This is a genomic window from Pseudomonas sp. BF-R-24, from assembly GCF_019947335.1.
Classification (GTDB): Bacteria; Pseudomonadota; Gammaproteobacteria; order Pseudomonadales; family Pseudomonadaceae; genus Aquipseudomonas; species Aquipseudomonas jessenii.
Window position 1 is genome coordinate 139,925 of record NZ_JAGYGG010000012.1, and the last position, 23,585, is coordinate 163,509.

The window sequence follows — 23,585 nt, forward strand, 5'->3', positions numbered from 1 at the left end:
TATCTCCTCCGATTGAGGAAATAGCCGGCGTACATACTACCCATTACTTGTAGTAAGTAAAACTGACGTGACGCAAGAAGCAAAAAAAATTGTAGGCGTTGATTCTTTTTCGAGCAACTTTTAACTGAACTGTTTAAAAAATATCCAGCTGCAAGGCCCGTGGCTGAGCGAACTGGAGAGAAAAAGTTCCTTCGGCACACCGCTCTTTTTCCCGCCTGGCTAAAGTCCGCCTACATGGATTCGTCTACACTTTTGTTCGGCTTTTGCGTAGCGCCTCCCAATATCTTTCTCGATGTTCAGGTGACTTTAACAGCGGGCGCTCGTCTTAAGTCTCAACATCCGGCAATGTTCAGGCTATCGACCCGCAGTGATCTTCGGTCGAGCGCAATCCTGCGTGATCCGGAGCAGCACCCGCCAACCCGCACGATGACGAGCGCACCTTGAGCATTTCTGCCAATGGTGCCTACTATTTGTACGTGCTCGGTAGCGCGAGATCGGTGCAGCTCTTCTCGGTGTCCACTCAGGCACGGGGTGGCGTAGATGTTCCTTCGCCGGAAAAACATCGGTAAGGTAGGGGTCGGAATTCCAGACCCGCGAGGAGTAGTGATGAGCGAGGCGTTGTCCATCCACCATGACCAGGCTGGTCATCAGTTCGAGACCAGTGTGGACGGTCATCGTGCCTATCTGACCTATATGGATCTGGGGAAACAGACCCTGGATATCTATCGCACCTTCGTGCCCAACGCATTGCGTGGTCGCGGTATTGCGGCAGCCTTGACCGAGAAGGCGCTGGAGTACGCTGACGAAATGGGCTACACCGTCATTCCATCGTGCTCCTACGTCGAGCGCTACATGGAGCGTCACCAGCGGCATGCGGCCAAGCTGAGTCAGTGACCTTCAACAAAACGAATACATAAAAAAACGCCGGGTTCAGCCCGGCGTTTTTTTTGTGTGTGTTTTTTGCGTCGCCAATCAGGCGATCAACTGCGATCGCGTTTAGGCAGCACATCCTTGAGCTTGGCATGCATGCTGCGCAAGGTGTTTTCGGTCGCGGTCCAGTCGATGCAGGCGTCGGTGATCGACACGCCGTATTGCAGGTCGGCGAGGTCTTTCGGGATCGCCTGGGCGCCCCAGTTCAGGTGGCTTTCAACCATCAGGCCGATGATCGACTTGTTGCCTTCGAGGATCTGGTTGGCGACGTTCTCCATCACCAGCGGTTGCAGCGCCGGATCCTTGTTGGAGTTGGCGTGGCTGCAATCGACCATGATGTTCGGCTTGATCTTCGCCTTGTTCAGCGCCTGCTCGCAGAGCGCAACGCTGACCGAATCGTAGTTCGGTTTGCCGTTGCCGCCGCGCAGCACCACGTGACCGTAGGCATTGCCCTTGGTGGTCACGATCGACACGCCACCTTCCTGGTTGATACCCAGGAAGCGGTGCGGGCTGGAAACCGATTGCAGGGCGTTGATCGCCACGGTCAGGCCGCCATCTGTGCCGTTCTTGAAGCCGACGGCCGAGGACAGCCCGGAAGCCATTTCACGGTGAGTCTGAGATTCGGTGGTGCGCGCGCCGATGGCCGACCAGCTGATCAGGTCCTGCAAGTATTGCGGGGAGATCGGGTCGAGGGCTTCGGTGGCGGTCGGCAGGCCTTTTTCGGCCAGGTCCAGCAGCAACTGGCGACCGATGTGCAAGCCGTCCTGGATCTTGAACGAGTCGTCCAGGTACGGGTCGTTGATCAAGCCTTTCCAGCCGACGGTGGTACGTGGCTTCTCGAAATACACGCGCATGACCAGATACAGGGTATCGGACACTTCGGCGGCGAGAACCTTCAGGCGCTCGGCATATTCGTGGGCGGCCTTGATGTCGTGGATCGAGCAAGGCCCGATGACGACGAACAGGCGATGGTCGGTGCCATCCAGAATGTTGCGAATGACTTCGCGGCCCTTGGTGACGGTGCGCAGTGCGGCGTCGCTCAGGGGAATATCGCGCTTGAGCTGATCGGGAGTGATCAGTGTCTCGTTGGAGGCGACGTTTAGGTCGTTGATCGGTAAATCAGCCATCGTTTACTCGTCAGGTCACGGGTGCCGGCCGCCAGCGAACCCGCGCGGCGGAGCACAGCAAATTAAGCGCGTCGGGGAGCTGAACCTTAGCGCGTTACACCGTGGCTCGACAATGGGCAGACGCCGGTTTGGTGGGGTTTCGCAGTCAGTTTCCCTGCCGCGAGGGGCAAACCGATCAAGAATGCCTTTATTCCAGCACCGGTTGCGCAAAAGCCTTGCGCACCGAATCGTGAGAGAACTCGTCGGCATGCTCCTGGACCCATTCGAGGGCCAGGGCCTGGATGTCCTGCAAGTCTTCGTGGGCCTCATGCAGGCGGCAGTAGCGTTCGATCTGGCACACCTGTTCGCCCATCCGGGCGCTGAACAGCGTTTGTTCATCGACGAAGGCGATGCCTACCAGATAACCGCGCTTGCGTCGCAGGCACCAGGCGACATAGCCCAGGTAGCGCATGTCCGGGTTCACGGTCGGCATGCGTACCTCCAGCGCCGTGCCGTGACGCCACGCGCGGTGATAATTGCAAGCCATGCCCCCGAGACTGATAGTGTGCAGCTGTCGTCGCGAAAGACACTCAGGTTTCAGCAACGTTAATTCGACGGGCACATCGTCAGGGTGAGGAATGAATCGTCCCATGAACACAGACTCCATGTGTCGGCCATCTGACATTGTTCCTCCCAGTATAGTGGTCGAATTGGAACTGACCGATTTTGACGCCGACCAACGGCTGCTGGCGATGAGCGGTGTATCGCTGGTCATTTTCACCAGTGTCGGCTGCGCCAGTTGCCGTTTTGCCCGCGAGCAATTGCCGACACTCGGCCTGGCAGTCGATCGACTGTGCTGGATCGATGCCGGCAACAACGGCGGTGTGGTCGAGCGTTATCAGGTCTTTCACTTGCCGGCGCTGTTTGTCGTTCGCGACGGTGAATTCTTTGGAGCACTGAAATCGCGCCTGACCGGCACCGAGCTCAATCGGGCCGTGCGCCAGGCGCTGAGTCGAACAGCAGAGGAGTTGCCATGATGGGAGCAGTTGCCAGGCCGACGATCGGCATTATAGGGACCGGCGCAATCGGCGGTTTCTACGGGGTGATGCTGGCGCGTGCCGGTTTTGATGTGCATTTTCTGCTACGCAGCGAGTTCTCCGCGGTGGCCGAGCATGGCTTGCGAGTCGATAGCGCGCCCCACGGTGTACTGACGTTGAACCCGGTGCAGGCCTATTCGGACGCGCAAGACATGCCACCCTGCGATTGGCTGCTGGTGGGCGCGAAAACCACCAGCAACGCCGACCTGGCACCTGTCATCCTGCAGGCGGCGGCACCGAACGCCAAGGTACTGCTGTTGCAAAACGGCCTGGACGTCGAAGACAGCCTGCGCGCGTTGCTCCCCGATTCGCTGCATGTGCTTGGAGGGCTTTGCTACATCTGCGTCCATCGCGAGGCGCCGGGCGTCATTGACCATCAGGCGCTGGGCGCGGTGCATGTGGGTTATCACAGCGGTCCCGCCGATGGGCCGGCACGCAGCGCAATTGTCGAAGAGGGCGTCGGGCTGTTTCGCAGCGCCGGCCTCGATTCCCAGGCCATGGCGAATCTGCATCAGGCGCGTTGGCAAAAACTGGTCTGGAATATCCCTTACAACGGTCTCTCGGTTTTGCTGGGGGCGAGTACTACACCGTTGATGGCCGATGCCGACAGTCGCGAGCTGATCAAGGCGCTGATGGCTGAAGTGGTCCAAGGCGCTGTTGCCTGCGGGCACGACGTACCGGCAGGCTATGCCGAGCATTTGTTCATGGTGACCGAAAAGATGCCCGACTACTGGCCGAGCATGTACCACGATTATTTGCACAAGCGACCGCTGGAACTGGCCGCGATCTACGCCCGGCCTTTGGCGGCGGCGAAGGCTGCCGGGTGTGAGATGCCACGCATCGAGGCCTTGTATCGCAGTTTGAGTTTCATTGATCGACGCAATACCTGAGTCGACCGACCTGAGGGGGAAGGGCATGCCAAAGGCAATTGACGACAAGCTGGTGCTGGCGATTTCTTCGCGGGCGCTGTTCGACCTGAGCGAAAGCCACAAGGTCTACCTGTTGAGTGGCGTCGAGGCCTACCGGCAATATCAGATCGAACACGAAGACGAAATCCTCGAGCCCGGCGATGCCTTCCCGTTGGTGCAGAAACTCCTGAACCTCAACAACAGCCTCGGCCGCGCCCGGGTCGAGGTGATTCTGGTGTCGCGCAACAGCGCCGACACCGGGCTGCGGGTGTTCAACTCGATTGACCACTACGGACTGGCCATTTCCCGTGCGGCCTTTGTCGGCGGGCGCAGTCCGTATCCCTACCTCAAGGCCTTTGGCTGCGACCTGTTTCTCTCGACCCACGCCGAAGACGTGCGCAATGCACTGGACGCCGGGTTCGCGGCAGCGACCATTCTGTCGGGCGGTGCCAGCCGTGCGGCCAGCGACGAGTTACGCATTGCCTTCGATGGAGACGCGGTACTGTTTTCCGATGAGTCGGAACGCATTTATCAGGCCGGTGGTCTGGAGGCGTTCCAGGCCAGCGAGCGTGAGGCCGCCCGCGAACCGTTGCGCGGTGGGCCGTTCAAAGGGTTTCTCGCGGCCCTCAACCTGTTGCAGCGTGAGTTCCCGGAGGACACCTGTCCGATCCGTACCGCGCTGGTCACGGCGCGATCGGCGCCGGCCCATGAGCGGGTCATTCGCACGTTGCGCGAATGGGACATCCGTCTCGACGAGTCGCTGTTCCTCGGCGGCCTGACCAAGTCGGCCTTTCTCGAAGCCTTCGCGGCCGACGTGTTTTTCGACGATCAGGCCGGTCACTGCGAGTTGGCCCGAGAAGTCGTCGCCACCGGTCATGTGCCCCATGGCATAAGCAACGAGCAAAAGGTTTAAGCCCACCGTTCAATGCGTTGCGCGGGACGTCGTAGTCGCCAAGGCACTGCTAAGCTGAATCAAATCTCCGCCATGTTGGCAGTCGAGGAGGTCATATGATTCGTTCGATGCTGTATGCCACTGACCTTGGTCTGTACGCGCCCGTGGTGATGCAGCATGCCCTGGAACTGGCCAGGACCTTCAATGCCAGTTTGTATGTCGTGCATGCGGTTGAACCCATGGGGTTGTTTGCCGAATCGGTGCTGCAAAGTTATCTCGATGAACAGGCGCTGAACGAGTTTCACAGCCAGGGCCTCAATACGGTGATTGCCAGTATCGAGCAGCGGGTACTCGACAGTTTTCGTGAGGAGTTGGGGGATGAAGGGGAACACGACCTGGAGCGGATTCAGGCAGTACGGGTGCTGCAGGGCGATCCGTCGCAGGTGATTCTGGACCAGGCGCAGAAACTCTCCGTGGATTTGTTGATCGTAGGTAGTCACAGCCATGGTGCTGGTGCGGAAACGCCTCTGGGGCGAACCGCCGCCCGTGTGTTGCAACTGTCCAAGGTGCCGGTCTATCTGGTGCCGCTGGTGCAACGTCGTCGTCAAGGGGATCTCTAGAACACGAATAATGGCAATTTGATAAAAAAGTTCTAGATTTATTCTTCGAGCCATTAATATAGTTATATACCGTCGCTGATGCCCGTGGCGTCTACCTGCTTTGAGGGATTCATATGAAGCTTCAACAATTGCGCTACATCTGGGAAGTGGCGCACCACGACCTCAACGTTTCCGCTACAGCCCAAAGCCTTTACACCTCTCAACCGGGCATCAGCAAGCAGATCCGTCTGCTGGAAGACGAACTGGGCGTCGAGGTTTTTGCCCGTAGCGGCAAGCACCTGACCCGTGTCACCCCGGCCGGCGAGCGCATCATCACCACCGCTGGCGAGATTCTGCGCAAGGTTGAAAGCATCAAGCAGATCGCCCAGGAGTTCTCCAACGAGAAGAAAGGCACCCTGTCGATTGCCACCACTCATACCCAGGCGCGTTATGCGTTGCCGCCGGTGATCAGCAATTTCATCAAGCAATACCCGGACGTGGCCCTGCACATGCATCAGGGATCGCCGATGCAAATCGCCGAAATGGCCGCTGACGGCACCGTGGATTTCGCCATTGCCACCGAAGCGCTCGAGCTGTTCGGTGATCTGGTGATGATGCCGTGCTACCGCTGGAACCGTTGCGTGGTCGTGCCTCAGGGCCACCCGCTGACCAAGCTGTCGAAACTGACCCTCGAAGCGCTGGCCGAATACCCGATCGTGACGTACGTGTTCGGTTTTACCGGCCGTTCGAAACTTGACGAAGCCTTCAGCCATCGCGGCCTGACGCCGAAAGTGGTGTTCACCGCCGCCGACGCCGACGTGATCAAGACCTATGTTCGCCTGGGTCTGGGCGTAGGCATCGTGGCAAAAATGGCTGTCGACACCAAGCTCGATAGCGACCTGGTGGTACTCGATGCCAGCGAACTGTTCGAGTCCAGCGTAACCAAGATCGGCTTCCGTCGCGGCACCTTCCTGCGGGGTTTCATGTGTGACTTCATCGAGAAGTTCGCGCCGCACCTGACCCGCGAAGTCATGGCCAAGGCCATTCAGTGTCACAACAAGCAGGAACTGGAAGAGCTGTTCGAAGGCGTCGAACTACCCGTTCACTGATAGCGTTTCCTGCCGGTCAAACCACCTCGGTGACAGCGAACTGTTGCCGAGCGCCCGCTACCATGATCTCCACCTCATCGCCCTCGAACTTGCCCAGCAGGCTTTTGCCCAGCGGTGAGCGCGGGGTGATGACGGTAATCAGTTGCCCCACCAGATCGACCTTCAACCCTGCTGCATCGGGGGCCAGAAACAGCCATTGTTCGCGCCCCTTTTCGTCCTCCAGCCCCAGCAGCGCGCCCACTTCGATGCCCCGCTGATCGTCATACGGACGCAGGGCGAGGTTCTGGCAGAGGCTCAGTGACTGGCGAATTTCCTCGACCCGCCTGGCTTGCCCGGCCGCGAGATAGGACGCTTCCAGCCCCAGGGTGTCGTACTTGTTCTCGGCGATGTTTTCTTCGTGGGTCGCCGTTTCGTAGGCGGTTTGCGCGGCCCGTTCGGCGATGTCGAGATCGATCCGCAGCTTGTCGATAATCAGTTGGTGGACGGTTTGCTTATTCATGATCAATCGCAGAATTGCAGGACGTTGGCGCGGCTTTTTTCGCTGGGTGCAGTCCGGTCCTGTTGCAGCCAGAACTGACAGTTCGGGTTGGCCAGGTTGCGACTGCTGCTGCGTGCCTGATCAAGACGTTGCTGCTGTTCGTTCTTGCGCAGGTTTTCTTCATATTGCTCGAACAGTGGGCTCTGTGGCGGAATGTTCGGCAGCGGTTGAGCCGCTGCGGGTGGTTGGGCCAGCTGTTCAACCGCCGCCGCGACCGGGGCGAGTTGCTCGCTGAAAAGCAGGCGCGACGCGAGCCAGCAGGTCAACACAATGGCAATGAACCCGAGCCACATGCCGAGGGCGATACTGCCGGTCAGTTGCAGGGCGCTGAGGCTGATCGGGAAGGATCGGCGCGGAGTGGGGCGATGGGGCATGGTTGCCTCTTGGCGAAAGGTCACTGGCGAGTGGCGATTGTCGCATGAAGAATAATCGCCGTCGGCTCTTCTGCACGGGGTAATTTATGCGGACAATCGGCGCCTTTGCCAACGGGAGCCTGGAATGCCTGAAATGAAAACCCGCTGGGATATTTTTTGCACCGTGGTCGACAACTTCGGCGACATCGGCGTGACCTGGCGACTGGCCCGGCAACTGGTGGCCGAACATGGGCTGGCGGTGCGTCTATGGGTCGATGACCTGCGAGCGTTCGAGCGCCTGTGCCCGGAAATCGACATCCATGCTCCCAGGCAGTGGCAGCACGACGTCGAAGTACGCCAATGGCCAGCCGAGTGGCAACCGACCGAAGCCGCCGATGTGGTGATTGCTGCATTTGCCTGCCAATTGCCGAGCGCCTATATGGAGGCCATGGCCGAACGGGAGAAGACGCCGCTGTGGATGAACCTGGATTACCTGAGCGCCGAGGACTGGGTCATCGGCTGCCACGGTTTGCCCTCGGTGAAGTACAAAAACGTGCAGAAGTTCTTCTTCTTCCCAGGATTCAAGAAGGGCACCGGCGGACTGCTGCGTGAGCGAGGGTTGCTGGAACGGCGTCGGCAATTTCAGCAAAACCCGCAGGCTCAAAGAAAATTCCTGCAAGGTTTGGGAATTGATCCTGCGCCCGGCGCGCAGCTGATCTCATTGTTTGCCTACGAAAACACCGGTCTGGCCAGTTGGCTCGATGCAATGGCCGGCGATACTACTGCCACTCATCTGCTGGTGCCGGAAGGGCGGATTCTCGGTGACGTCGAGCGTTGGCTCGGTATACAGGGTTTGGCGGCCGGTGCCGTGCATGTGCGTGATGCCTTGACCGTGCAAGTGCTGCCATTCGTCCGCCAGGACCAGTACGACCGGTTGCTGTGGTGCTGCGATTTCAATGCCGTGCGCGGCGAAGATTCCTTTGTGCGCGCCCAATGGGCTGGCCGGCCATTTCTCTGGCAAATCTACCGGCAGGAAGAAGACATCCACCTGGACAAGCTCGAAGCCTTCCTCGAACTTTATGTAAAAGGGTTATCTGCGCCTGCGCGGGAGGCGATCAGCGGTCTCTGGCGGGCGTGGAACGCCGGTGAAAAAATGGCCGACCACTGGCAATTCACTCGTAAACACTGGCCAGAGCTGGAAAAACACGCCGAGGCGTGGTGTCTGGAGCAGGCCTTGCAGGCCGATCTTGCCACGGCGCTGGTACAGTTTTATGGAAATTGGATATGATACGCGGCCTAGATTTTTGTAAATCCCATCCAAATTCGGATATTCGCAATGAAAACTGGTAAAGAACTGAAACCCGGGACCGTGATTCGTCTCGAAAACGATCCTTGGCTGGTTCAGAAAGCTGAATTCACCAAGTCTGGTCGTAACAGCGCGATCATGAAGACCAAGCTGAAAAACCTGCTGACCGGTTACAAGACCGAGATCGTTTACAGCGCCGACGACAAACTGGACGACGTAATCCTCGACCGCAAAGAAGCGACCCTGTCCTTCATCAGCGGCGACACCTACACGTTCATGGACACCACCGACTACACCATGTACGAGCTGAACGCTGAAGACATCGAAGCCGTTCTGCCTTTCGTTGAAGAAGGCATGACCGATGTTTGCGAAGCGATCTTCTTCGAAGAGCGTCTGGTTTCCGTAGAGCTGCCGACCACTATCGTGCGTCAGGTTGACTACACCGAAGGTTCCGCTCGCGGCGACACTTCCGGCAAGGTGATGAAGCCTGCCAAACTGAAGAACGGTACCGAGCTGTCGGTTGCTGACTTCATCGAAATCGGCGACATGATCGAGATCGATACCCGCGAAGGCGGTTCCTACAAAGGCCGTGCCAAATAAGCACAGCTTCAGGAATGAAAAAGCCCGACCATTGAGTCGGGCTTTTTTTTGCCTTCGATTTCGGGTTCAACCAGAAACCCTGTGGGAGCGAGCTCGCTCGCGATGGCGTCCGACCATTCAACAAAGATGTTGCCTGACAGTCCGCTATCGCGAGCAAGCTCGCTCCCACAGTTTTTATTTCAGGTGTTCCTTGAGCTCTTGCGAAGCCTGCAGCATCGCCGAACGCACCGCTGGCACCTGGCTCACCACGTTGAGCAAACCGTAGTCGTGGATCAGGCCGTTGTAGCGAACCGAGGTCACCGGCACACCGGCCTCGTCCAGCTTGCGGGCGTAGGCTTCGCCTTCGTCGCGCAACACGTCGGCTCCGGCGGTCTGCACCAGCGCTGGAGGCAATCCTTTCAACTGGGCGGTGGTTGCGCGCAGTGGCGAGGCGTAGATCTCGTTCCGTTGCTTGGCGTCGGTGGTGTAGTTGTCCCAGAACCACTTCATCATGTTTTTGGTGAGGAAGTGCCCTTCGGCAAACTGGTTGTAGGACGCGGTTTCGAAGTTGGCATCAGTCACCGGCCACAACAGCACCTGGAACCTGATCGCCGGTGTGCCCTTGTCCTTGGCCATCAGCGCAACCACAGCCGCCATGTTACCGCCGACACTGTTGCCGGCTACTGCCAGGCGCTGGCCATCGACGTTGATCTCTTTGCCGTGCTCGGCCACCCATCGGGTTGCGGCGTAAGCCTGGTTGATCGCCACCGGGTAATGCGCTTCCGGCGACGGCGTGTAGTTCACGAATACGGCCGCGGCACCCGAACCCGTCACCAGGTCACGCACCAGCCGCTCGTGGGTCGGGAAGTCCCCCAGCACCCAGCCACCGCCGTGGAAGAACATGAACACCGGCAGCTCGCCCTTGACCCCGGCCGGCCGGACGATGGTCAGGCTGATCGGTTGGCCGTCGACTTGAATGGTCTTCTGGCTGACATCGGCTTTTGGCAGCGTCAGCTTCACCCCGGCCTGCGCGCCCACCAGCACGGCGCGGGCCTCGGCGGGCGTCATTTGCTCCATCGGCTTGCCGGTTCCGGCGTTGAGAACGTCGAGGAACGCCTGGGTGTTGTGTTCAACCCCGGTACCTGCGAACGCGTTGCTGATGGACAAGGCGAGAAGGGTACCGGTCAAGACTTTGCTGAAAGTGTTCATGTTCGTTTCCTGTTCGGGCCTGGGTAGTCAGCGCTTAGACGGTTACGTGCAGACGCACATCGACGTTGCCACGGGTGGCGTTGGAGTACGGGCAGACCTGGTGGGCCGCATCGACCAGTGCTTGAGCATCGGCTTGTTCAAGACCCGGCAGGCTGATGTGCAGGTCGATGTCCAGGCCGAAGCCGCCAGGGATCTGGCCGATGCCGACATGAGCGGTGATCGAAGCGTCGTTAGGAATGCTGCGCTTGGTCTGGCTGGCCACGAATTTCAGGGCACCGATGAAGCAGGCGGAGTAGCCGGCAGCGAACAGTTGCTCCGGGTTGGTGGCTGCGCCGCCGGCACCGCCGAGTTCTTTGGGCGTGGCGAGCTTGACGTCGAGGATGTTGTCGCTGGAAACCGCACGACCGTCACGGCCACCGGTGGAGGTTGCGATTGCGGTGTAGAGAGTTTGCATGGTGAAAGCCTCGTTCAGGGTTTTGTTTGTTTTGCGCTAAATGTTTGCGCGCTAAGTAAGTGCGAAATAAATGTATCGCGCTAATGTTTAGCGCGCAAGATATTTTTTAAAGAAATTTGAAAAAAGACACAAGGCTGTGGGGGGTTAGGTTGAAAGTATTGAACTAGAGCTATCGAGGGGGGATTTTTTCAGCAGAGATTTTTTCAGAAGCAGGTGGCGAGCCCGATCTTTCGGTACAGCACAAAACAAATGTGGGAGCGGGCTTGCTCGCGAAGGCGATAGATCAGTCGACTCTTGTGTTGACTGAAACACCGATTTCGCGAGCAAGCCCGCTCCCACAAGGGATTTGTGGTGGTTTGGAGACTAGAGGCTGTCTTGCAGGTGGCGACGCAACTCCTGCAGTTCCGCCTGCAGGTTTTTCAGGCGCTCCAGGGTCATCCCGCTGGCGCCGAGGATGCATTGGGGAATGTCCCGGGCCTTGTCGCGCAACGCCCGGCCCTGTTCGGTGAGTTCGACGATCACCACCCGCTCATCTTCGCGGCTGCGGGTTCGGCTGAGCAGGCCTTCGGCTTCCAGGCGCTTGAGCAGCGGCGTCAACGAGCCAGGATCGGTCAGCAACCGCGTGCTGATTTCACCTACGGTCAAACCGTCCTTTTCCCACAACACCATCATCGCCAGGTATTGCGGGTAGGTCAGGCCCAGCGCTTGCAGCAAGGGTTTGTAGACCTTGGTCATCATCAGCGAAGTGGAATGCAGGGCGAAGCACGCCTGATTGTCCAGCAGCAGGTTGTCGCAGTTGTCCGGGGTGTTGCGCTCGGTGGTCATGTCGAAGCCTTGATCTGTGATCTGAAGAATCTAGCGGGCGAATCTTTAATGCGCCAGATAATTTTGATCAGTGCCGTTGCAAATGGGTTTGCAGCACCAGATCCCAGGGCGGAATCGGGCTGAAGCGGGTTTTCAGGTACTCCAGCAACAAGCGACTACGGGAGTTGGGCTGTTGTTCCAGGCGCAAGGCGTAGATGCCGGTGCTTTCCGGTTTCGGCAGACCGCTGTCGCAGAACAGCGGCAGCAACTCACCCCGCAACAGGTATTCGCTGGCCAGCCAGGTCGGCAGGTGCGCGATACCCAGTCCGGCCAATGCGCCGCACACCAGCGCCTCGGCATTGTTGGCGCTCATGCGGATCCGCGCCGGCCGGTGCAACTGCATTTGCCCGTCGCGCTCGAAACGCCAGGCGAAGGGCGGAGCCAGGCCATCCCAGTCGAGTCCGTCGTGTTCGATCAGCTGTGTCGGCTCGGTCGGCACGCCGCGACGCCGCAAATAATCAGGGCTGGCGCAGGCGATACGCACCATGCTCGCCAGTGGCGTGGCCACCAGCCGGGTATCGGCCAATTGCCCGGCGCGCAGCACCAAATCGACCTTGCCGAGGTTCAGGCCCTGCATGTCGACGAAGCTGTCGATCAAGTGCAGCTGCACATCGAGCCCGGGGTAGAGCATCAGGAAATCGGCAATCACCGGTGCCAGGTGCCGGCGACCAAAGGCTGCCGGCGCATCGATACGAATCAGGCCTTTCGGCGCGCTGCTCAGGGACACCGCCTCGGCCCGGGCCAGGCGCAATTCGGCGACGATCCGCCGTGCGCGCTCGGCAAAGGCCAATCCTGCCGGCGTGGCGCGTACCGCATGCGTGCTGCGCAGGAACAGCTGACTGCCGACCGCGCTTTCCAGGCTGTCGATACGCCGTGCCACGGCCGAAGGGGTTAGCGGATGACGGCGCGAGGCGGCGGAAAAACTGCCGGTTTCCAGCACGTCGAGGAACAAGGCCAGTTGGTCGGTCAGTTGATTGGGGTTCATGGCAGGTTTGTGCTTGTGCGAATTTGGCACAGCCATTGTGCGATGCTGTGCGTTTCCGCGCCAGAAGCAACTGCGTAGGATCAAAGTCCTGACGGCAACGGGGAAAATACGGTGATTGAGTTCTTGATGTATCTGGTGTTCGGCGCTGCGTTAGGCACGCTCGGCGGTTTGTTTGGCATCGGCGGCGGCCTGATCGCCATTCCGCTGCTGGGCGTGCTGTTCGGGCTCGATCAGCAGATTGCCCAAGGCACCGCGCTGGTGATGGTGGTGCCGAACGTGATGCTGGCGCTGTGGCGCTATCATCAGCGCAACCGGATCGAACTGCGCCACGCGTTACCGCTGGCCATCATGGGGTTCTGCTTCGCCTGGCTCGGGTCGATCTGGGCGGTGGGCATTGATGCGCAAACCATGCGCATAGGCTTTGTCGCGTTTCTGATCGCACTCTCGGCGTACAACCTCGTTCGCATGTTCGCCGCCAGTGCTCCGCCGGCTTCGCAGATGAACTACTCATGGCCCTGGCTGGGCCTGCTTGGCGCTGCATCCGGCACGATGGGCGGGTTGTTCGGCGTGGGGGGCGCGGTGGTGGCGACACCGGTGCTGACCAGTCTGTTCGGCACGAGCCAAGTGGTTGCGCAGGGGCTGTCGTTGGCGCTGGCCTTGCCGAGTACGGGGGTGACGCTGGTGACTTACGCCGTGCACCATCAGGTCAGTTGGGTGATCGGCTTGCCCTTGGCGGTCGGTGGGCTGATGAGCATCAGTTGGGGCGTGAAGGTTGCCCACGCATTGCCGGAGCGGCTGCTGCGTGGGCTGTTTTGCGGGTTCCTGGTGTTCTGTGCGGTGATGCTCGCCTTCAAAGTTTGAAGCCTTCGATGATGTGTTCGGCCAGGCACTCGGTGATGGGGGACGGGTTATGCAGGTTGCGCACCAGCATGATGCTGGCCTCGGGCAGCAGCGGCAGGTCCTGGGCCTCACCGAGGATGCGCATGTCCGCGGTGATCAGGCTTTCAAGTTGCGCCGTGACGGCCAGGCCGGCGCTGACCACGGCCATGATCGCCGACAGGCTGTCGCTGTTGTACGCCACCCGGTAATCGCGCCCCCGGGCATCCAGGGCATTGCAGGCCCACAGGCGGCAGAAACAATCACTGTTGAACATTGCCAGTGGCAGCGGCGTCTGCTCATGAGCGCTGTAGCATTGCGCTTCGGCCCAGACAAAACGTTCCTTGCGCAACAACTGGCCGATTTCGCTGCCCGGTTCACGGGTCACGATGGACAGGTCGAGGTCCTGGCGCATCAGCAGTTGTTTGGATGATTCGCAGTGCACTTCTATCTGAATCAGCGGGTAAGACTGGGCAAACCGGCGCAGAATCCCCGGGAGGAACCGCATCACATAATCGTCCGGCGTGCCGATACGCACCGTGCCGACCATGTCGGGCTCACGCAAGGTATTGAAGACCTCGCTGTGCAGCTTGAGGATGCGTCGCGCATAGCCGAGCAGCACCTGGCCTTCAGCCGTCAGTCGTACCTGCCGCCCGTCGCGCTGGAACAACTGACGCTGCAGCACATCTTCTTCCAGTCGTTTCATCTGCATGCTGACGGCGGACTGGGTGCGGTTGACGATTTCGCCGGCGCGGGTAAAGCCGCCCTGGTCGGCGATGGCGACGAAGGTGCGCAACACTTCGGTATCGATACTCGGGTAGGCGGACATCCATCAATCTCCGAGATATGTGACATCAGAAACATTCGTTGGATTGATCTTAGACCCGGCGCGAGACTGGAGCCATCCAAACGGAGGGCAACAAGATGAAAGGTCAACACGAGTTCCAAGGATCAGAAAAACACTCGATTCACGTGATATCCGATCTGCTGCACAAGGTCGGCCGCTGGTACGAATTGCATCGCGAGCGCGAATTGTTGGCGAGCTTGAGCGACGAAGCACTCAAGGACATCGGCATGAGCCGTGCGGATGTGGAGAACGAGTCGATCAAGCCGTTCTGGAATGACCCGATGCATAAATGATGAATGCCACGCTACACAAACCCCTTACCGGTGAGGTAGGTTGCGAGCAGACAAGGAGGCACCCATGCCCGCAACGTTGTCCTTTACCCTCAAACAGGCTCGGCGTCTGGCGCTGGCCGCCCAAGGGTTCAACGGGCGGTCGCCGCCAACGGCGATCAAGGCTGTTGCGCTCAATCGCCTGATCGAACGGCTGGGCATTTTGCAGATCGATTCGGTCAATGCATTGGTGCGCTCGCACTACCTTCCGCTGTTTTCCCGTCTCGGTAACTACTCTTCCGATTTGCTCGACCAGGCTGCCTGGAGTCAGGGCCGGTGCCGTACGTTGTTCGAGTATTGGGGCCATGAAGCCTCGTTGTTGCCACTTTCCATGTTCCCGCTGATGCGCTGGCGCATGCAGCGTGCCAGACGTGGCGAGGACATTTATCAGCAGCTGGCGCGCTTCGGTCGTGAGCAACAGGACACAATTCGCCGGGTGCTGGCCTCGGTCGAGGAGCAGGGCGCGCTGGGGGCCGGCAGCCTGTCGACCCGTCAGGAACGGGCCGGCCCCTGGTGGGACTGGAGCGCGGAAAAGCATGCGCTGGAATGGTTGTTCGCTGCCGGTGAAGTGACTGTTGCCGGACGGCGCGGATTCGAAAGGCTCTACGATCTGCCGGAGCGAGTGATTCCCTCGGCGGTGCTTGCGCACCCCGTCCTGAGTGAAGGCGAGGCCCAGCGCGGCCTGTTGCGGCATGCGGCAACGGCCTTGGGGGTCGGTACGGAGAAGGATTTGCGTGACTATTTCCGCTTGAACCCTGCGGACAGTCGTCCACGTTTGGCCGAGTTGGTCGAGGCCGGGGAATTGCTGACCTGCGAAGTCCAGGGCTGGCGACAACCGGCCTATTGTCTGCCCGAGCCAAAAGTGCCGCGTAAAGTCGTGGCCAGTGCCTTGCTTTCGCCGTTCGATTCGTTGATCTGGGAACGCAGCCGGACCGAGCGGCTGTTTGATTTCCGCTATCGGCTGGAGATCTACACGCCGCCGGACAAACGGGTGTACGGCTATTACGTCCTGCCGTTTTTGCACAACGAACGGATTGCCGCACGAGTCGATCTGCGCGCCGAACGGGGGGCGGGCCGTTTGGCGGTGCATGCGGTGCATGAGGAGGAGGCGGGGCTGGATGACGAGGGGATGTTGGCGTTGGCGGTCAATCTGCGGCAGATGGCGGATTGGCTGGGGCTGGCACAGGTTCAGCTGAATTGCCCGCGGGCGAGTGCGGCGAGGTTGCGGGTGGCACTGGCACAAATTGGCGGTGTTTGAACTGACGCCATCGTCGGATCGCCGCCCGGAGCAAGCTCGCTCCCACATTGGTTCTGTGTCGTTCACAAATCAAGTGTGGGAGCGAGCTTGCTCGCGATGGCGGTCTATCAGAGAAGCAAAATCTAGCGCCGAACCTGCTTCAAGGTTTCAGCAATCAAAAACGCCAGCTCCAGCGACTGATCGGCATTCATCCGCGGGTCGCAGTGGGTGTGATAGCGATCCGACAAGCCATCCTCGGTAATCGGGCGCGCACCACCGATGCACTCGGTCACGTTCTGCCCGGTCATTTCAATGTGGATACCCCCGGCATAACTGCCTTCGGCTTCGTGTACCTGGAAGAACTGCTTCACCTCGCCAAGGATCTGTGCAAAGTCGCGGGTCTTGTAGCCGCTGCTGGCCTTGATGGTGTTGCCGTGCATCGGGTCCGAACTCCACAGCACCTGCTTGCCTTCGCGCTGGACGGCGCGGATCAGCTGCGGCAAGTGATCGCCGACCTTGTTTGCGCCCATCCGCGCGATCAGGTTCAGGCGACCCGGATCGTTCTGCGGGTTGAGCACGTCGATCAAGCGAATCAGGTCGTCCGGGTTCATGCTCGGGCCGACCTTGACCCCGATCGGGTTGTTCACCCCGCGCAGGAATTCGACGTGGGCGCCGTCCAGCTGACGGGTGCGGTCGCCGATCCACAGCATGTGGGCCGAGCAGTCGTAGTAGTCGTTGGTCAGGCTGTCGCGACGCACGAAGGCTTCTTCGTAGTTCAGCAGCAGCGCTTCGTGGGCGGTGAAGAAACTGGTTTCGCGTAACTGCGGCGAGCTGTCCATGCCGCAGGCGCGCATGAATGCCAGGGTTTCATCGATACGGTCGGCCAGGTGGCTGTACTTTTCCGCCAGCGCCGAGTTGGCAATGAAGTCCAGGTTCCACTTGTGCACCTGGTGCAGATCGGCAAAACCGCCCTGGGCAAATGCACGCAACAGGTTCAGGGTGGCGGTGGACTGGTGATAGGACTGCAGCAGGCGTTCCGGGTCCGGCACGCGGCTTTTTTCGTCGAAACCGATGCCGTTGACGATGTCGCCACGGTAGGCGGGCAAGGTCACGCCATCGATGGTTTCGTCATTGGCCGAACGGGGCTTGGCGAACTGCCCGGCCATGCGCCCGACCTTGACCACCGGACAACCGGCGGCAAAGGTCATCACGATCGCCATCTGCAACAACACCTTGAAGGTGTCGCGGATTTTCGCCGCGGAGAATTCGGCGAAGCTTTCGGCGCAGTCGCCACCCTGCAACAGAAACGCGCGGCCCTGGGTCACCTCGGCAAACTGACGGCGCAACTCCCGGGCTTCACCGGCAAACACCAGTGGCGGATAGCTGGCCAGGGTCTGCTCGACCTGCTGCAGATGCGCGGCGTCGGGGTATCGGGGTTGTTGCTGGATCGGCAGGGCGCGCCAGCTGTCAGGGCTCCAGGGTTGGCTCATCACGGTCTCTAGTGTTTTCGCTCGGACGTCCATGTTATCAGCAAATTAGTGCGTGACCTGTTCCTGTCGCTTCGCCGACAATCTCGCCTTTGCCGCTCTCTACACGCGGTGTTATTGCGTTGCCGGCCCCGGTGACGATCAGGAGATGAAATGACTGAGGAGCGCGTCGAGCATCTGCTCGCCGAGGTACAGGACGAGTTCGGCGTGATTCGTGTGCTGGAAGTGGCCGATTACCGTTTTCTCGAGTTCGGTGATGCCATCGAGCAAAGCTGCGTGTTCACGGCCGATCCGAGCTGGCTCGAGTACGACTACACCCGGGCGATGCTGATTGGTGCGCTGTGCCACCAGCAACCGGAAAGTGCGCTGTTTCTCGGCCTCGGCGCCGGGACGCTGACCCAGGCCTGCCTCAAGTTCCTGCCGCTGGAAGATGTCGAAGCCATCGAACTACGCCCGGACGTACCGCGCCTGGCTATTGAATATCTGGGGCTGGATGACGATCCGCGTCTGTACATCCGCGTTGGCGATGCGCTGGAACTGCTGGACACCGCTGAGTCGGCCGACCTGATTTTCGTCGACCTTTATACCGATGTCGGTCCGGGTGTCGGTCATCTGGCCTGGAGCTTTCTGGAAAACTGCCAGAAGCGATTGAATCCGGGTGGCTGGCTGGTCATCAATCAGTGGGCGACCGACGATGGCAAACCCCTGGGCGCCGCCTTGTTGCGCGGTTTGTATCACCGACATTACTGGGAGCTGCCGGTGAAGGAGGGCAACGTGATTCTGATCGTGCCGTCGGAGCTGGACCAGGAACTGGACATGGACGGCCTGATCGCCCGCGCCGAAGCGCTGGCGCCGCGGTTGGGGTACTCGCTGGATTCGTTGATCAAGGCGATTCGCCCAGCTACCTGAGTTGTCAGTGATGGCCCCATCGCGAGCAGGCTCGCTCCCACATTTGACCGCGATCCCCTGTGGGAGCGAGCTTGCTCGCGATAGCTTTCTTACTGGCAATACAAGGCTAAAGCCCTTTGAAGACACCCGGCCGCCGCTCCACCATCGACCGCACACCTTCCTTGACGTCCTCGGTAGCCATCAACTTTTTGACTAGCTGCGGCAACGCCTGTGCCGCCGCGGTTTCCCCTTCATACCGGGCCTGTCGCGCAGACATCAGCGTCGCCTGCACCCCAAGCGGTGCCTGACGGGCGATCCGTTCGGCCAATTCAATCGCCCGGGGCAGCAAGTCCTCACTGGCCATGACCTCCTGCACCAGACCCAGGTGCAAGGCATCACGGGCGTCGAATTCATCACCGGTCAGCAACCAGCGCATGGCATTGCCCCAGCCGGCGACCTGATGCAGGCGCAGGGTGGCGCCGCCGAACGGGAAGATTCCGCGTTGCACTTCCATTTGCGCGAACCGGGTGTTGCTGGCGCACAGGTTGATGTCGGCGGCCAGCATCAACTCGATGCCGATGGTCAGGCAGTAGCCCTGGGCGGCGACGATTACCGGTTTGCTGACCCTGGGACCTGCGAACACCGCCCACGGATCACAGCCGCCGGGTGGAACCTGCCAGCCATCTGTCAGTGTGACGCTGGCATTGACCAGGTCGAGCCCGGCGGTGAAGTGTTCGCCATGAGCGAACACCACCGCCACCCGCGCCTCGCTGTCGGCTTCGAACTCGCCATAGGCCAGGCTCAACGCGTTGAGCAGGTCGAGATCGAAGGCATTGCGCTTGGCCACCCGATCCAGACCGATCAGGAACACATGACCATGCCGTTCGCGGCTGACTCGACTGGAGCTGGGCTGATTCATGGAGCGGTCCTCGGGGTGGGAAAGGCGTGCCAGACCGACGGTCTGCACGGCAAAGGGTGAACCGTTTTAGCGCTATCACCCGCAGGGCCGGGCCTTTGAAAAATAGACGGCTGACCGATTATTCGCAAAGCCTGTTACACAACGGTGTATCCGGTGGATTTCCGATAAAAAAAGCTCCCTTTTTGGGCGAATTCCGGTATAGTGCGCGCCGGCCTTTAACCGGGCCGCGTTTAGGTAGCGCAATTCCCCGAAGCCAGCTTCGGCTGCACGTCCGCCCAGCGGACTCTTCCTTGACGATTCTTTTCATTCATTCGTTTTCGCAAATCCCCGCCGACAAAGCTGCCAGGGCGACTCTTGAGTCTCAACACGGCATGTGCAGCTTTGGAGCATGGGTCTTTGCGGATGCACTTAGAGGCAGACCCATGACCCAGGAAATCGGCGGCTTCGCCGCTCTTGAACTTCATCCAAATATTGTCGCTGCAGTAGTCGCTACCGGCTATGAAGAGCCTTCGGCCATTCAGCAGCAGTCGATCCCGATCATTCTCGCCGGTCACGATATGATTGGTCAGGCGCAAACCGGTACCGGTAAAACCGCTGCCTTTGCCCTGCCAATTCTGCACCGCATTGATCCGTCCAAGCGCGAGCCGCAAGCTCTGATCCTGGCCCCAACTCGTGAGTTGGCGCTACAAGTTGCAACCGCTTTCGAAACCTACGCCAAGCAAATGCCGGGCGTGACTGTTGTGGCTGTCTACGGCGGCGCGCCGATGGGCCCACAACTGAAAGCAATCCGTAATGGCGCGCAAATCGTTGTCGCCACTCCGGGCCGTCTGTGCGACCACCTGCGTCGCGACGAAAAAGTACTGGCGACCGTGAACCACCTGGTTCTCGACGAAGCCGACGAAATGCTCAAGCTGGGCTTCATGGACGACCTGGAAGTTATCTTCAAGGCCATGCCGGAAACCCGTCAGACCGTACTGTTCTCGGCTACCTTGCCGCAATCGATCCGTGCCATCGCCGAACGCCACCTGCGCGATCCGAAGCACGTCAAGATTCAGAGCAAGACCCAGACCGTTACCGCGATCGAGCAGGCTCACCTGCTGGTTCACGCTGACCAGAAGACTTCGGCCGTTCTCAGCTTGCTGGAAGTGGAAGATTTCGACGCCCTGATCATGTTCGTACGCACCAAGCAAGCGACCCTGGACCTGGCCAGTGCCCTGGAAGCCAAAGGCTACAAAGCCGCTGCGCTGAACGGTGACATCGCCCAGAACCAGCGTGAGCGCGTGATCGACTCCCTCAAGGATGGCCGTCTGGACATCGTTGTGGCGACCGACGTTGCCGCTCGTGGCCTGGACGTTCCGCGCATCACTCACGTGTTCAACGTTGACATGCCGTACGACCCAGAGTCCTACGTTCACCGTATCGGCCGTACCGGCCGTGCCGGTCGCGAAGGTCGTGCACTGCTGCTGGTGACTCCGCGTGAGCGCCGCATGCTGCAAGTGATCGAGCGTGTAACCGGTCAAAAGGTTGCTGAAGTTCGCCTGCCGGACGCTCAAGCCGTTCTGGATGCGCGCATCAAGAAGCTGACCAACAGCCTGTCGCCGCTGGTGGCTGAAGCCGAATCGACCCACGGTGATCTGCTCGATCGCCTGACCGCCGACATCGGTTGCAGCCCGCGTGCCCTGGCCGCAGCCCTGCTGCGCAAGGCTACCAACGGTCAAGCGCTGAACCTGGCCGCTATCGAGAAAGAGCGTCCACTGGTGCCGAACAATGCACCGCGTGGTGATCGTCCTGAGCGCTCCGGTGATCGTCCTGAGCGTGGTGACCGCGAGCGTCGCGCTCCGATGCCACTGGGCGAAGGCCGTGCACGTTGCCGTACCGCGCTGGGCGCGCGTGACGGTATCGCCGCCAAGAACCTGCTGGGCGCCATCCTCAACGAAGGTGGCCTGGCGCGTGAAGCGATCGGTCGCATCCAGGTGCGTGACAGCTTCAGCCTCGTCGAGCTGCCGGAAGATGGTCTGGAGAAGTTGCTGACCAAGCTGAAGGACACTCGCGTTGCCGGTAAGCAGTTGAAGCTGCGTCGCTACCGCGAAGATTGATCCGCTCTCGGGCTGATTGACCGAACATAAAAAATCCCCGACTGGTTCGGGGATTTTTTTTGCCTTTCAATCGGCGGCGCGGCATTCGCGAGCAGGCTCGCTCCCACAGGTGCCGCAGATCAAATGTGGGAGCGAGCCTGCTCGCGATGGGGGCAACTCGGTCTGTCTGTCAGCCGAAGCGGTAAATATCCATGCCCAGCGCTCCCATGGTGAACCCTTGGTGAGCAACGCTGAACTGCCCGCCAGCGGCGCGGGCAAAGTACAACGGCAACAAGTGCTCATCACTCGGATGATTGCGTACAGCGTTTGGCGCCTGCGCGCGATAGTCGTGCAGCGCGGCTTCGTCGTTCGCTGCGAGTTTGTCGATCATCCAGTCGCGAAACGCCAGGGCCCAGGGCTCAACGCTCTCGGGGCCGGCATGCCAGTCCAGTTCCCGCAGGTTGTGAGTGATGCTGCCGGAGCCGATCAGCAGGACGCCATGCTCGCGCAGGCTGGCCAGCGCGTGGCCAACACGGGTCTGCAGGGCGGGACCGCCACGGGTGGGCAATGAAACCTGGACAATCGGGATGTCTGCCTGCGGATACATCAGCGATAAAGGCACCCAGACGCCATGGTCGAAAGGCCGATTGCTGTCGATACGTGCAGCAAAGCCAGCGGTTTTCAATAGTTCGGCAACCTCGGCGGCGAGTCGTGGATCGCCGGGAGCCGGGTACTGGACTTCGAACAGGGCTTTGGGGAAGCCCCCGAAGTCATGCCAGGTTTCCGGTTGTGGATTGCCGCTGACCAGCAGCTCATTGCTTTCCCAGTGCGCGGAAACAATCACGATGGCCTTGGGCTTCGGTATCTCGGTGGCCAGGCGGGCAAGTGCCGGCCCGCTGGCGCCGGGTTCCAGGGCGAGCATGGGGGAGCCGTGGGATATGTACAAGCTGGGGAACATGAATGAGCTCCTGAGAGTTAAGATGCAACATCTTCAGTCAGATCATTAATCTAAATCTAATATAAGTTTTAGAGTGTTTTGATCGAATTTTCGGGGTTATTTATGCAGCCGGAGTTTTGGCACAAGAAATGGGCGGCGAACCAGATCGGCTTTCATCTGCCGCAGGTGAACCCTCATCTGAAGCGGTTCTGGCCAGCGTTAAGCCTTGAAGAAGGCGCACGCGTGTTGGTGCCGTTATGTGGAAAAAGCCTGGATTTGCTATGGCTCGCCCATCAACGCCATGAGGTCTTGGGAGTCGAACTGTCGGAAAAAGCCGTCGAGGAGTTTTTCAGCGAACATGGCTTTGATCCGGCCATCAGCGAGCAGGGGCCGTTCAAGGTTTATCGGGCAGGTTCCATTGAGCTGTGGTGCGGCGATTTCTTCGAGCTGACGGCAGGCGATGTGGCCGACTGCTCCGCGCTTTATGATCGCGCGGCGTTGATCGCGCTGCCGGCGGAAATGCGAGAGCGCTACGCCGCCCATTTGAAGCGGATATTGCCGAAGGAGTCCCATGGCCTGGTGATTACCCTGGACTATGACCAGGCGCAAATGTCCGGCCCGCCGTTTGCTGTGCTCGATGATGAGGTGCGGCGGTTGTTCGGGGGCTCATGGGCGCTGAAGATCCTGGAAGATCAGGATGTGTTGAGCGAGAGCGGGAAATTCCTGGAGGCGGGTGTCACGCGGCTTGAGGAGCGGGTGTATCGGGTTTCCAGCCGGTAGGAGCGGTTAGCTGCACTGGCCCCTTCGCGAGCAAGCCCGCTCCCACATTTGACCGCGATCCCCTGTGGGAGCGGGCTTGCTCGCGAAGAGGCCCTAAAAACACCGAAACATTCCAGCAGACAAAAAAAGGCCCGCATCGCTGCGGGCCTTTTGCTTGTGCGCCAGGCATGGCGCGTTGCGCGTAAGCGCAACCAGCTTGGCTGTGGTGGCCTCGCTGGTGACTTGGAGGTGAAAGTCCTCTACACACCCGGCAAGGGGAAGTGTTAGCCAGAGGCAAGGGT

26 protein-coding genes are annotated in these 23,585 nt (G+C 59.9%); 14 read left to right on the forward strand and 12 right to left on the reverse strand.

Annotation, left to right across the window (positions count from 1 at the left end):
• The first annotated feature begins 606 nt into the window (after positions 1–606).
• Complete coding sequence (locus KGA98_RS12545; protein ID WP_150812280.1) at positions 607–894, forward strand: GNAT family N-acetyltransferase; 288 nt, start codon at positions 607–609, stop codon at positions 892–894.
• Positions 895–980: 86 nt separating this feature from the next.
• On the opposite strand, the gene KGA98_RS12550 is transcribed toward KGA98_RS12545, so the two are convergent.
• Entirely contained in the window at positions 981–2,057 is a 1,077-nt protein-coding gene (locus KGA98_RS12550) for a 3-deoxy-7-phosphoheptulonate synthase (protein ID WP_007973561.1), read from the reverse strand.
• 187 nt (positions 2,058–2,244) lie between these two features.
• Positions 2,245–2,688: a PilZ domain-containing protein gene (locus KGA98_RS12555; RefSeq protein WP_079246728.1), complete on the reverse strand. Its 444-nt coding sequence runs from the start codon at positions 2,686–2,688 to the stop codon at positions 2,245–2,247.
• Here KGA98_RS12555 and KGA98_RS12560 point away from each other — a divergent pair.
• The 5 genes from KGA98_RS12560 (at position 2,687) to cysB (ending at position 6,641) form a co-directional block, all read left to right on the forward strand.
• Complete coding sequence (locus tag KGA98_RS12560; RefSeq protein ID WP_223502449.1) at positions 2,687–3,073, forward strand: thioredoxin family protein; 387 nt, start codon at positions 2,687–2,689, stop codon at positions 3,071–3,073. The genes KGA98_RS12555 and KGA98_RS12560 overlap by 2 nt on opposite strands.
• Positions 3,070–4,023 (forward strand): putative 2-dehydropantoate 2-reductase, encoded by a 954-nt coding sequence (locus KGA98_RS12565; RefSeq protein WP_223502450.1) that lies wholly within the window; start codon positions 3,070–3,072, stop codon positions 4,021–4,023. Before KGA98_RS12560 ends, KGA98_RS12565 begins: the two co-directional genes overlap by 4 nt.
• A 25-nt stretch (positions 4,024–4,048) precedes the next feature.
• Positions 4,049–4,954 (forward strand): 5'-nucleotidase, encoded by a 906-nt coding sequence (locus tag KGA98_RS12570; protein WP_223502451.1) that lies wholly within the window; start codon positions 4,049–4,051, stop codon positions 4,952–4,954.
• A gap of 95 nt (positions 4,955–5,049) precedes the next feature.
• On the forward strand, positions 5,050–5,553 hold the full coding sequence (locus KGA98_RS12575; protein WP_057713811.1) for a universal stress protein: 504 nt from the start codon (positions 5,050–5,052) through the stop codon (positions 5,551–5,553).
• Positions 5,554–5,666: 113 nt separating this feature from the next.
• Complete coding sequence (gene cysB / locus KGA98_RS12580) at positions 5,667–6,641, forward strand: HTH-type transcriptional regulator CysB (protein ID WP_015094029.1); 975 nt, start codon at positions 5,667–5,669, stop codon at positions 6,639–6,641.
• 16 nt (positions 6,642–6,657) lie between these two features.
• Here the strand turns inward: cysB and KGA98_RS12585 are convergent, their stop codons facing one another.
• Together KGA98_RS12585 and KGA98_RS12590 are read right to left on the reverse strand one after the other, a co-directional pair.
• Positions 6,658–7,140 (reverse strand): GreA/GreB family elongation factor, encoded by a 483-nt coding sequence (locus KGA98_RS12585; RefSeq protein WP_150812285.1) that lies wholly within the window; start codon positions 7,138–7,140, stop codon positions 6,658–6,660.
• 2 nt (positions 7,141–7,142) lie between these two features.
• The gene (locus KGA98_RS12590) at positions 7,143–7,553 is read right to left on the reverse strand and encodes a hypothetical protein (RefSeq protein ID WP_057713813.1); all 411 of its coding nucleotides are present in this window, start codon (positions 7,551–7,553) and stop codon (positions 7,143–7,145) included.
• Between the two features lie 124 nt (positions 7,554–7,677).
• Here KGA98_RS12590 and earP point away from each other — a divergent pair, with 124 nt between their 5' ends.
• Together earP and KGA98_RS12600 are read left to right on the forward strand one after the other, a co-directional pair.
• Positions 7,678–8,820 (forward strand): elongation factor P maturation arginine rhamnosyltransferase EarP, encoded by a 1,143-nt coding sequence (gene earP, locus KGA98_RS12595; RefSeq protein ID WP_223502452.1) that lies wholly within the window; start codon positions 7,678–7,680, stop codon positions 8,818–8,820.
• Between the two features lie 48 nt (positions 8,821–8,868).
• Positions 8,869–9,438, forward strand: a complete 570-nt coding sequence (locus KGA98_RS12600; RefSeq protein ID WP_007943632.1) for an elongation factor P — start codon at positions 8,869–8,871, stop codon at positions 9,436–9,438.
• Positions 9,439–9,612: 174 nt separating this feature from the next.
• Here the strand turns inward: KGA98_RS12600 and KGA98_RS12605 are convergent, their stop codons facing one another.
• From KGA98_RS12605 to KGA98_RS12620, 4 genes are all read right to left on the reverse strand, one after another.
• Positions 9,613–10,626: an alpha/beta hydrolase gene (locus tag KGA98_RS12605; protein ID WP_218494459.1), complete on the reverse strand. Its 1,014-nt coding sequence runs from the start codon at positions 10,624–10,626 to the stop codon at positions 9,613–9,615.
• 34 nt (positions 10,627–10,660) lie between these two features.
• Complete coding sequence (locus tag KGA98_RS12610) at positions 10,661–11,080, reverse strand: organic hydroperoxide resistance protein (protein ID WP_046031808.1); 420 nt, start codon at positions 11,078–11,080, stop codon at positions 10,661–10,663.
• A 363-nt stretch (positions 11,081–11,443) separates the two neighbouring features.
• On the reverse strand, positions 11,444–11,905 hold the full coding sequence (locus KGA98_RS12615) for a MarR family winged helix-turn-helix transcriptional regulator (protein WP_150812289.1): 462 nt from the start codon (positions 11,903–11,905) through the stop codon (positions 11,444–11,446).
• Positions 11,906–11,972: 67 nt separating this feature from the next.
• Positions 11,973–12,929 carry a LysR family transcriptional regulator gene (locus KGA98_RS12620; RefSeq protein WP_223502453.1) on the reverse strand — a complete coding sequence of 319 codons (957 nt, stop codon included), beginning with the start codon at positions 12,927–12,929 and terminating at the stop codon, positions 11,973–11,975.
• A 111-nt stretch (positions 12,930–13,040) separates the two neighbouring features.
• Here KGA98_RS12620 and KGA98_RS12625 point away from each other — a divergent pair, with 111 nt between their 5' ends.
• Positions 13,041–13,790 (forward strand): sulfite exporter TauE/SafE family protein, encoded by a 750-nt coding sequence (locus KGA98_RS12625; RefSeq protein ID WP_223502454.1) that lies wholly within the window; start codon positions 13,041–13,043, stop codon positions 13,788–13,790.
• Here KGA98_RS12625 and KGA98_RS12630 read toward each other — a convergent pair.
• Positions 13,780–14,634 (reverse strand): LysR substrate-binding domain-containing protein, encoded by an 855-nt coding sequence (locus tag KGA98_RS12630; RefSeq protein ID WP_150812291.1) that lies wholly within the window; start codon positions 14,632–14,634, stop codon positions 13,780–13,782. The genes KGA98_RS12625 and KGA98_RS12630 overlap by 11 nt on opposite strands.
• Positions 14,635–14,729: 95 nt before the next feature.
• Here KGA98_RS12630 and KGA98_RS12635 point away from each other — a divergent pair, with 95 nt between their 5' ends.
• A complete protein-coding gene (locus KGA98_RS12635; RefSeq protein WP_008049076.1) occupies positions 14,730–14,945 on the forward strand; it encodes a DUF1127 domain-containing protein in 216 nt (71 codons plus the stop codon).
• 64 nt (positions 14,946–15,009) lie between these two features.
• On the forward strand, positions 15,010–16,239 hold the full coding sequence (locus KGA98_RS12640; protein WP_223502455.1) for a winged helix-turn-helix domain-containing protein: 1,230 nt from the start codon (positions 15,010–15,012) through the stop codon (positions 16,237–16,239).
• Positions 16,240–16,361: 122 nt separating this feature from the next.
• Here the strand turns inward: KGA98_RS12640 and KGA98_RS12645 are convergent, their stop codons facing one another.
• Entirely contained in the window at positions 16,362–17,708 is a 1,347-nt protein-coding gene (locus KGA98_RS12645) for a class II 3-deoxy-7-phosphoheptulonate synthase (RefSeq protein ID WP_150759484.1), read from the reverse strand.
• A gap of 150 nt (positions 17,709–17,858) precedes the next feature.
• Here KGA98_RS12645 and KGA98_RS12650 point away from each other — a divergent pair, with 150 nt between their 5' ends.
• Positions 17,859–18,614, forward strand: coding sequence for a spermidine synthase (locus KGA98_RS12650; RefSeq protein ID WP_102672544.1), 756 nt, complete (start codon positions 17,859–17,861; stop codon positions 18,612–18,614).
• A 106-nt stretch (positions 18,615–18,720) separates the two neighbouring features.
• Here KGA98_RS12650 and KGA98_RS12655 read toward each other — a convergent pair whose 3' ends face one another.
• Complete coding sequence (locus tag KGA98_RS12655; protein WP_218494463.1) at positions 18,721–19,512, reverse strand: crotonase/enoyl-CoA hydratase family protein; 792 nt, start codon at positions 19,510–19,512, stop codon at positions 18,721–18,723.
• Between the two features lie 422 nt (positions 19,513–19,934).
• Here KGA98_RS12655 and KGA98_RS12660 point away from each other — a divergent pair, with 422 nt between their 5' ends.
• The gene (locus tag KGA98_RS12660) at positions 19,935–21,608 is read left to right on the forward strand and encodes a DEAD/DEAH box helicase (protein ID WP_007973525.1); all 1,674 of its coding nucleotides are present in this window, start codon (positions 19,935–19,937) and stop codon (positions 21,606–21,608) included.
• A gap of 169 nt (positions 21,609–21,777) precedes the next feature.
• Here KGA98_RS12660 and KGA98_RS12665 read toward each other — a convergent pair whose 3' ends face one another.
• The gene (locus KGA98_RS12665) at positions 21,778–22,545 is read right to left on the reverse strand and encodes a DODA-type extradiol aromatic ring-opening family dioxygenase (RefSeq protein ID WP_223502456.1); all 768 of its coding nucleotides are present in this window, start codon (positions 22,543–22,545) and stop codon (positions 21,778–21,780) included.
• A 102-nt stretch (positions 22,546–22,647) separates the two neighbouring features.
• Between KGA98_RS12665 and KGA98_RS12670 the strand changes: the two genes are divergently transcribed.
• Entirely contained in the window at positions 22,648–23,304 is a 657-nt protein-coding gene (locus KGA98_RS12670) for a thiopurine S-methyltransferase (RefSeq protein WP_223502458.1), read from the forward strand.
• Positions 23,305–23,585 lie beyond the last annotated feature (281 nt).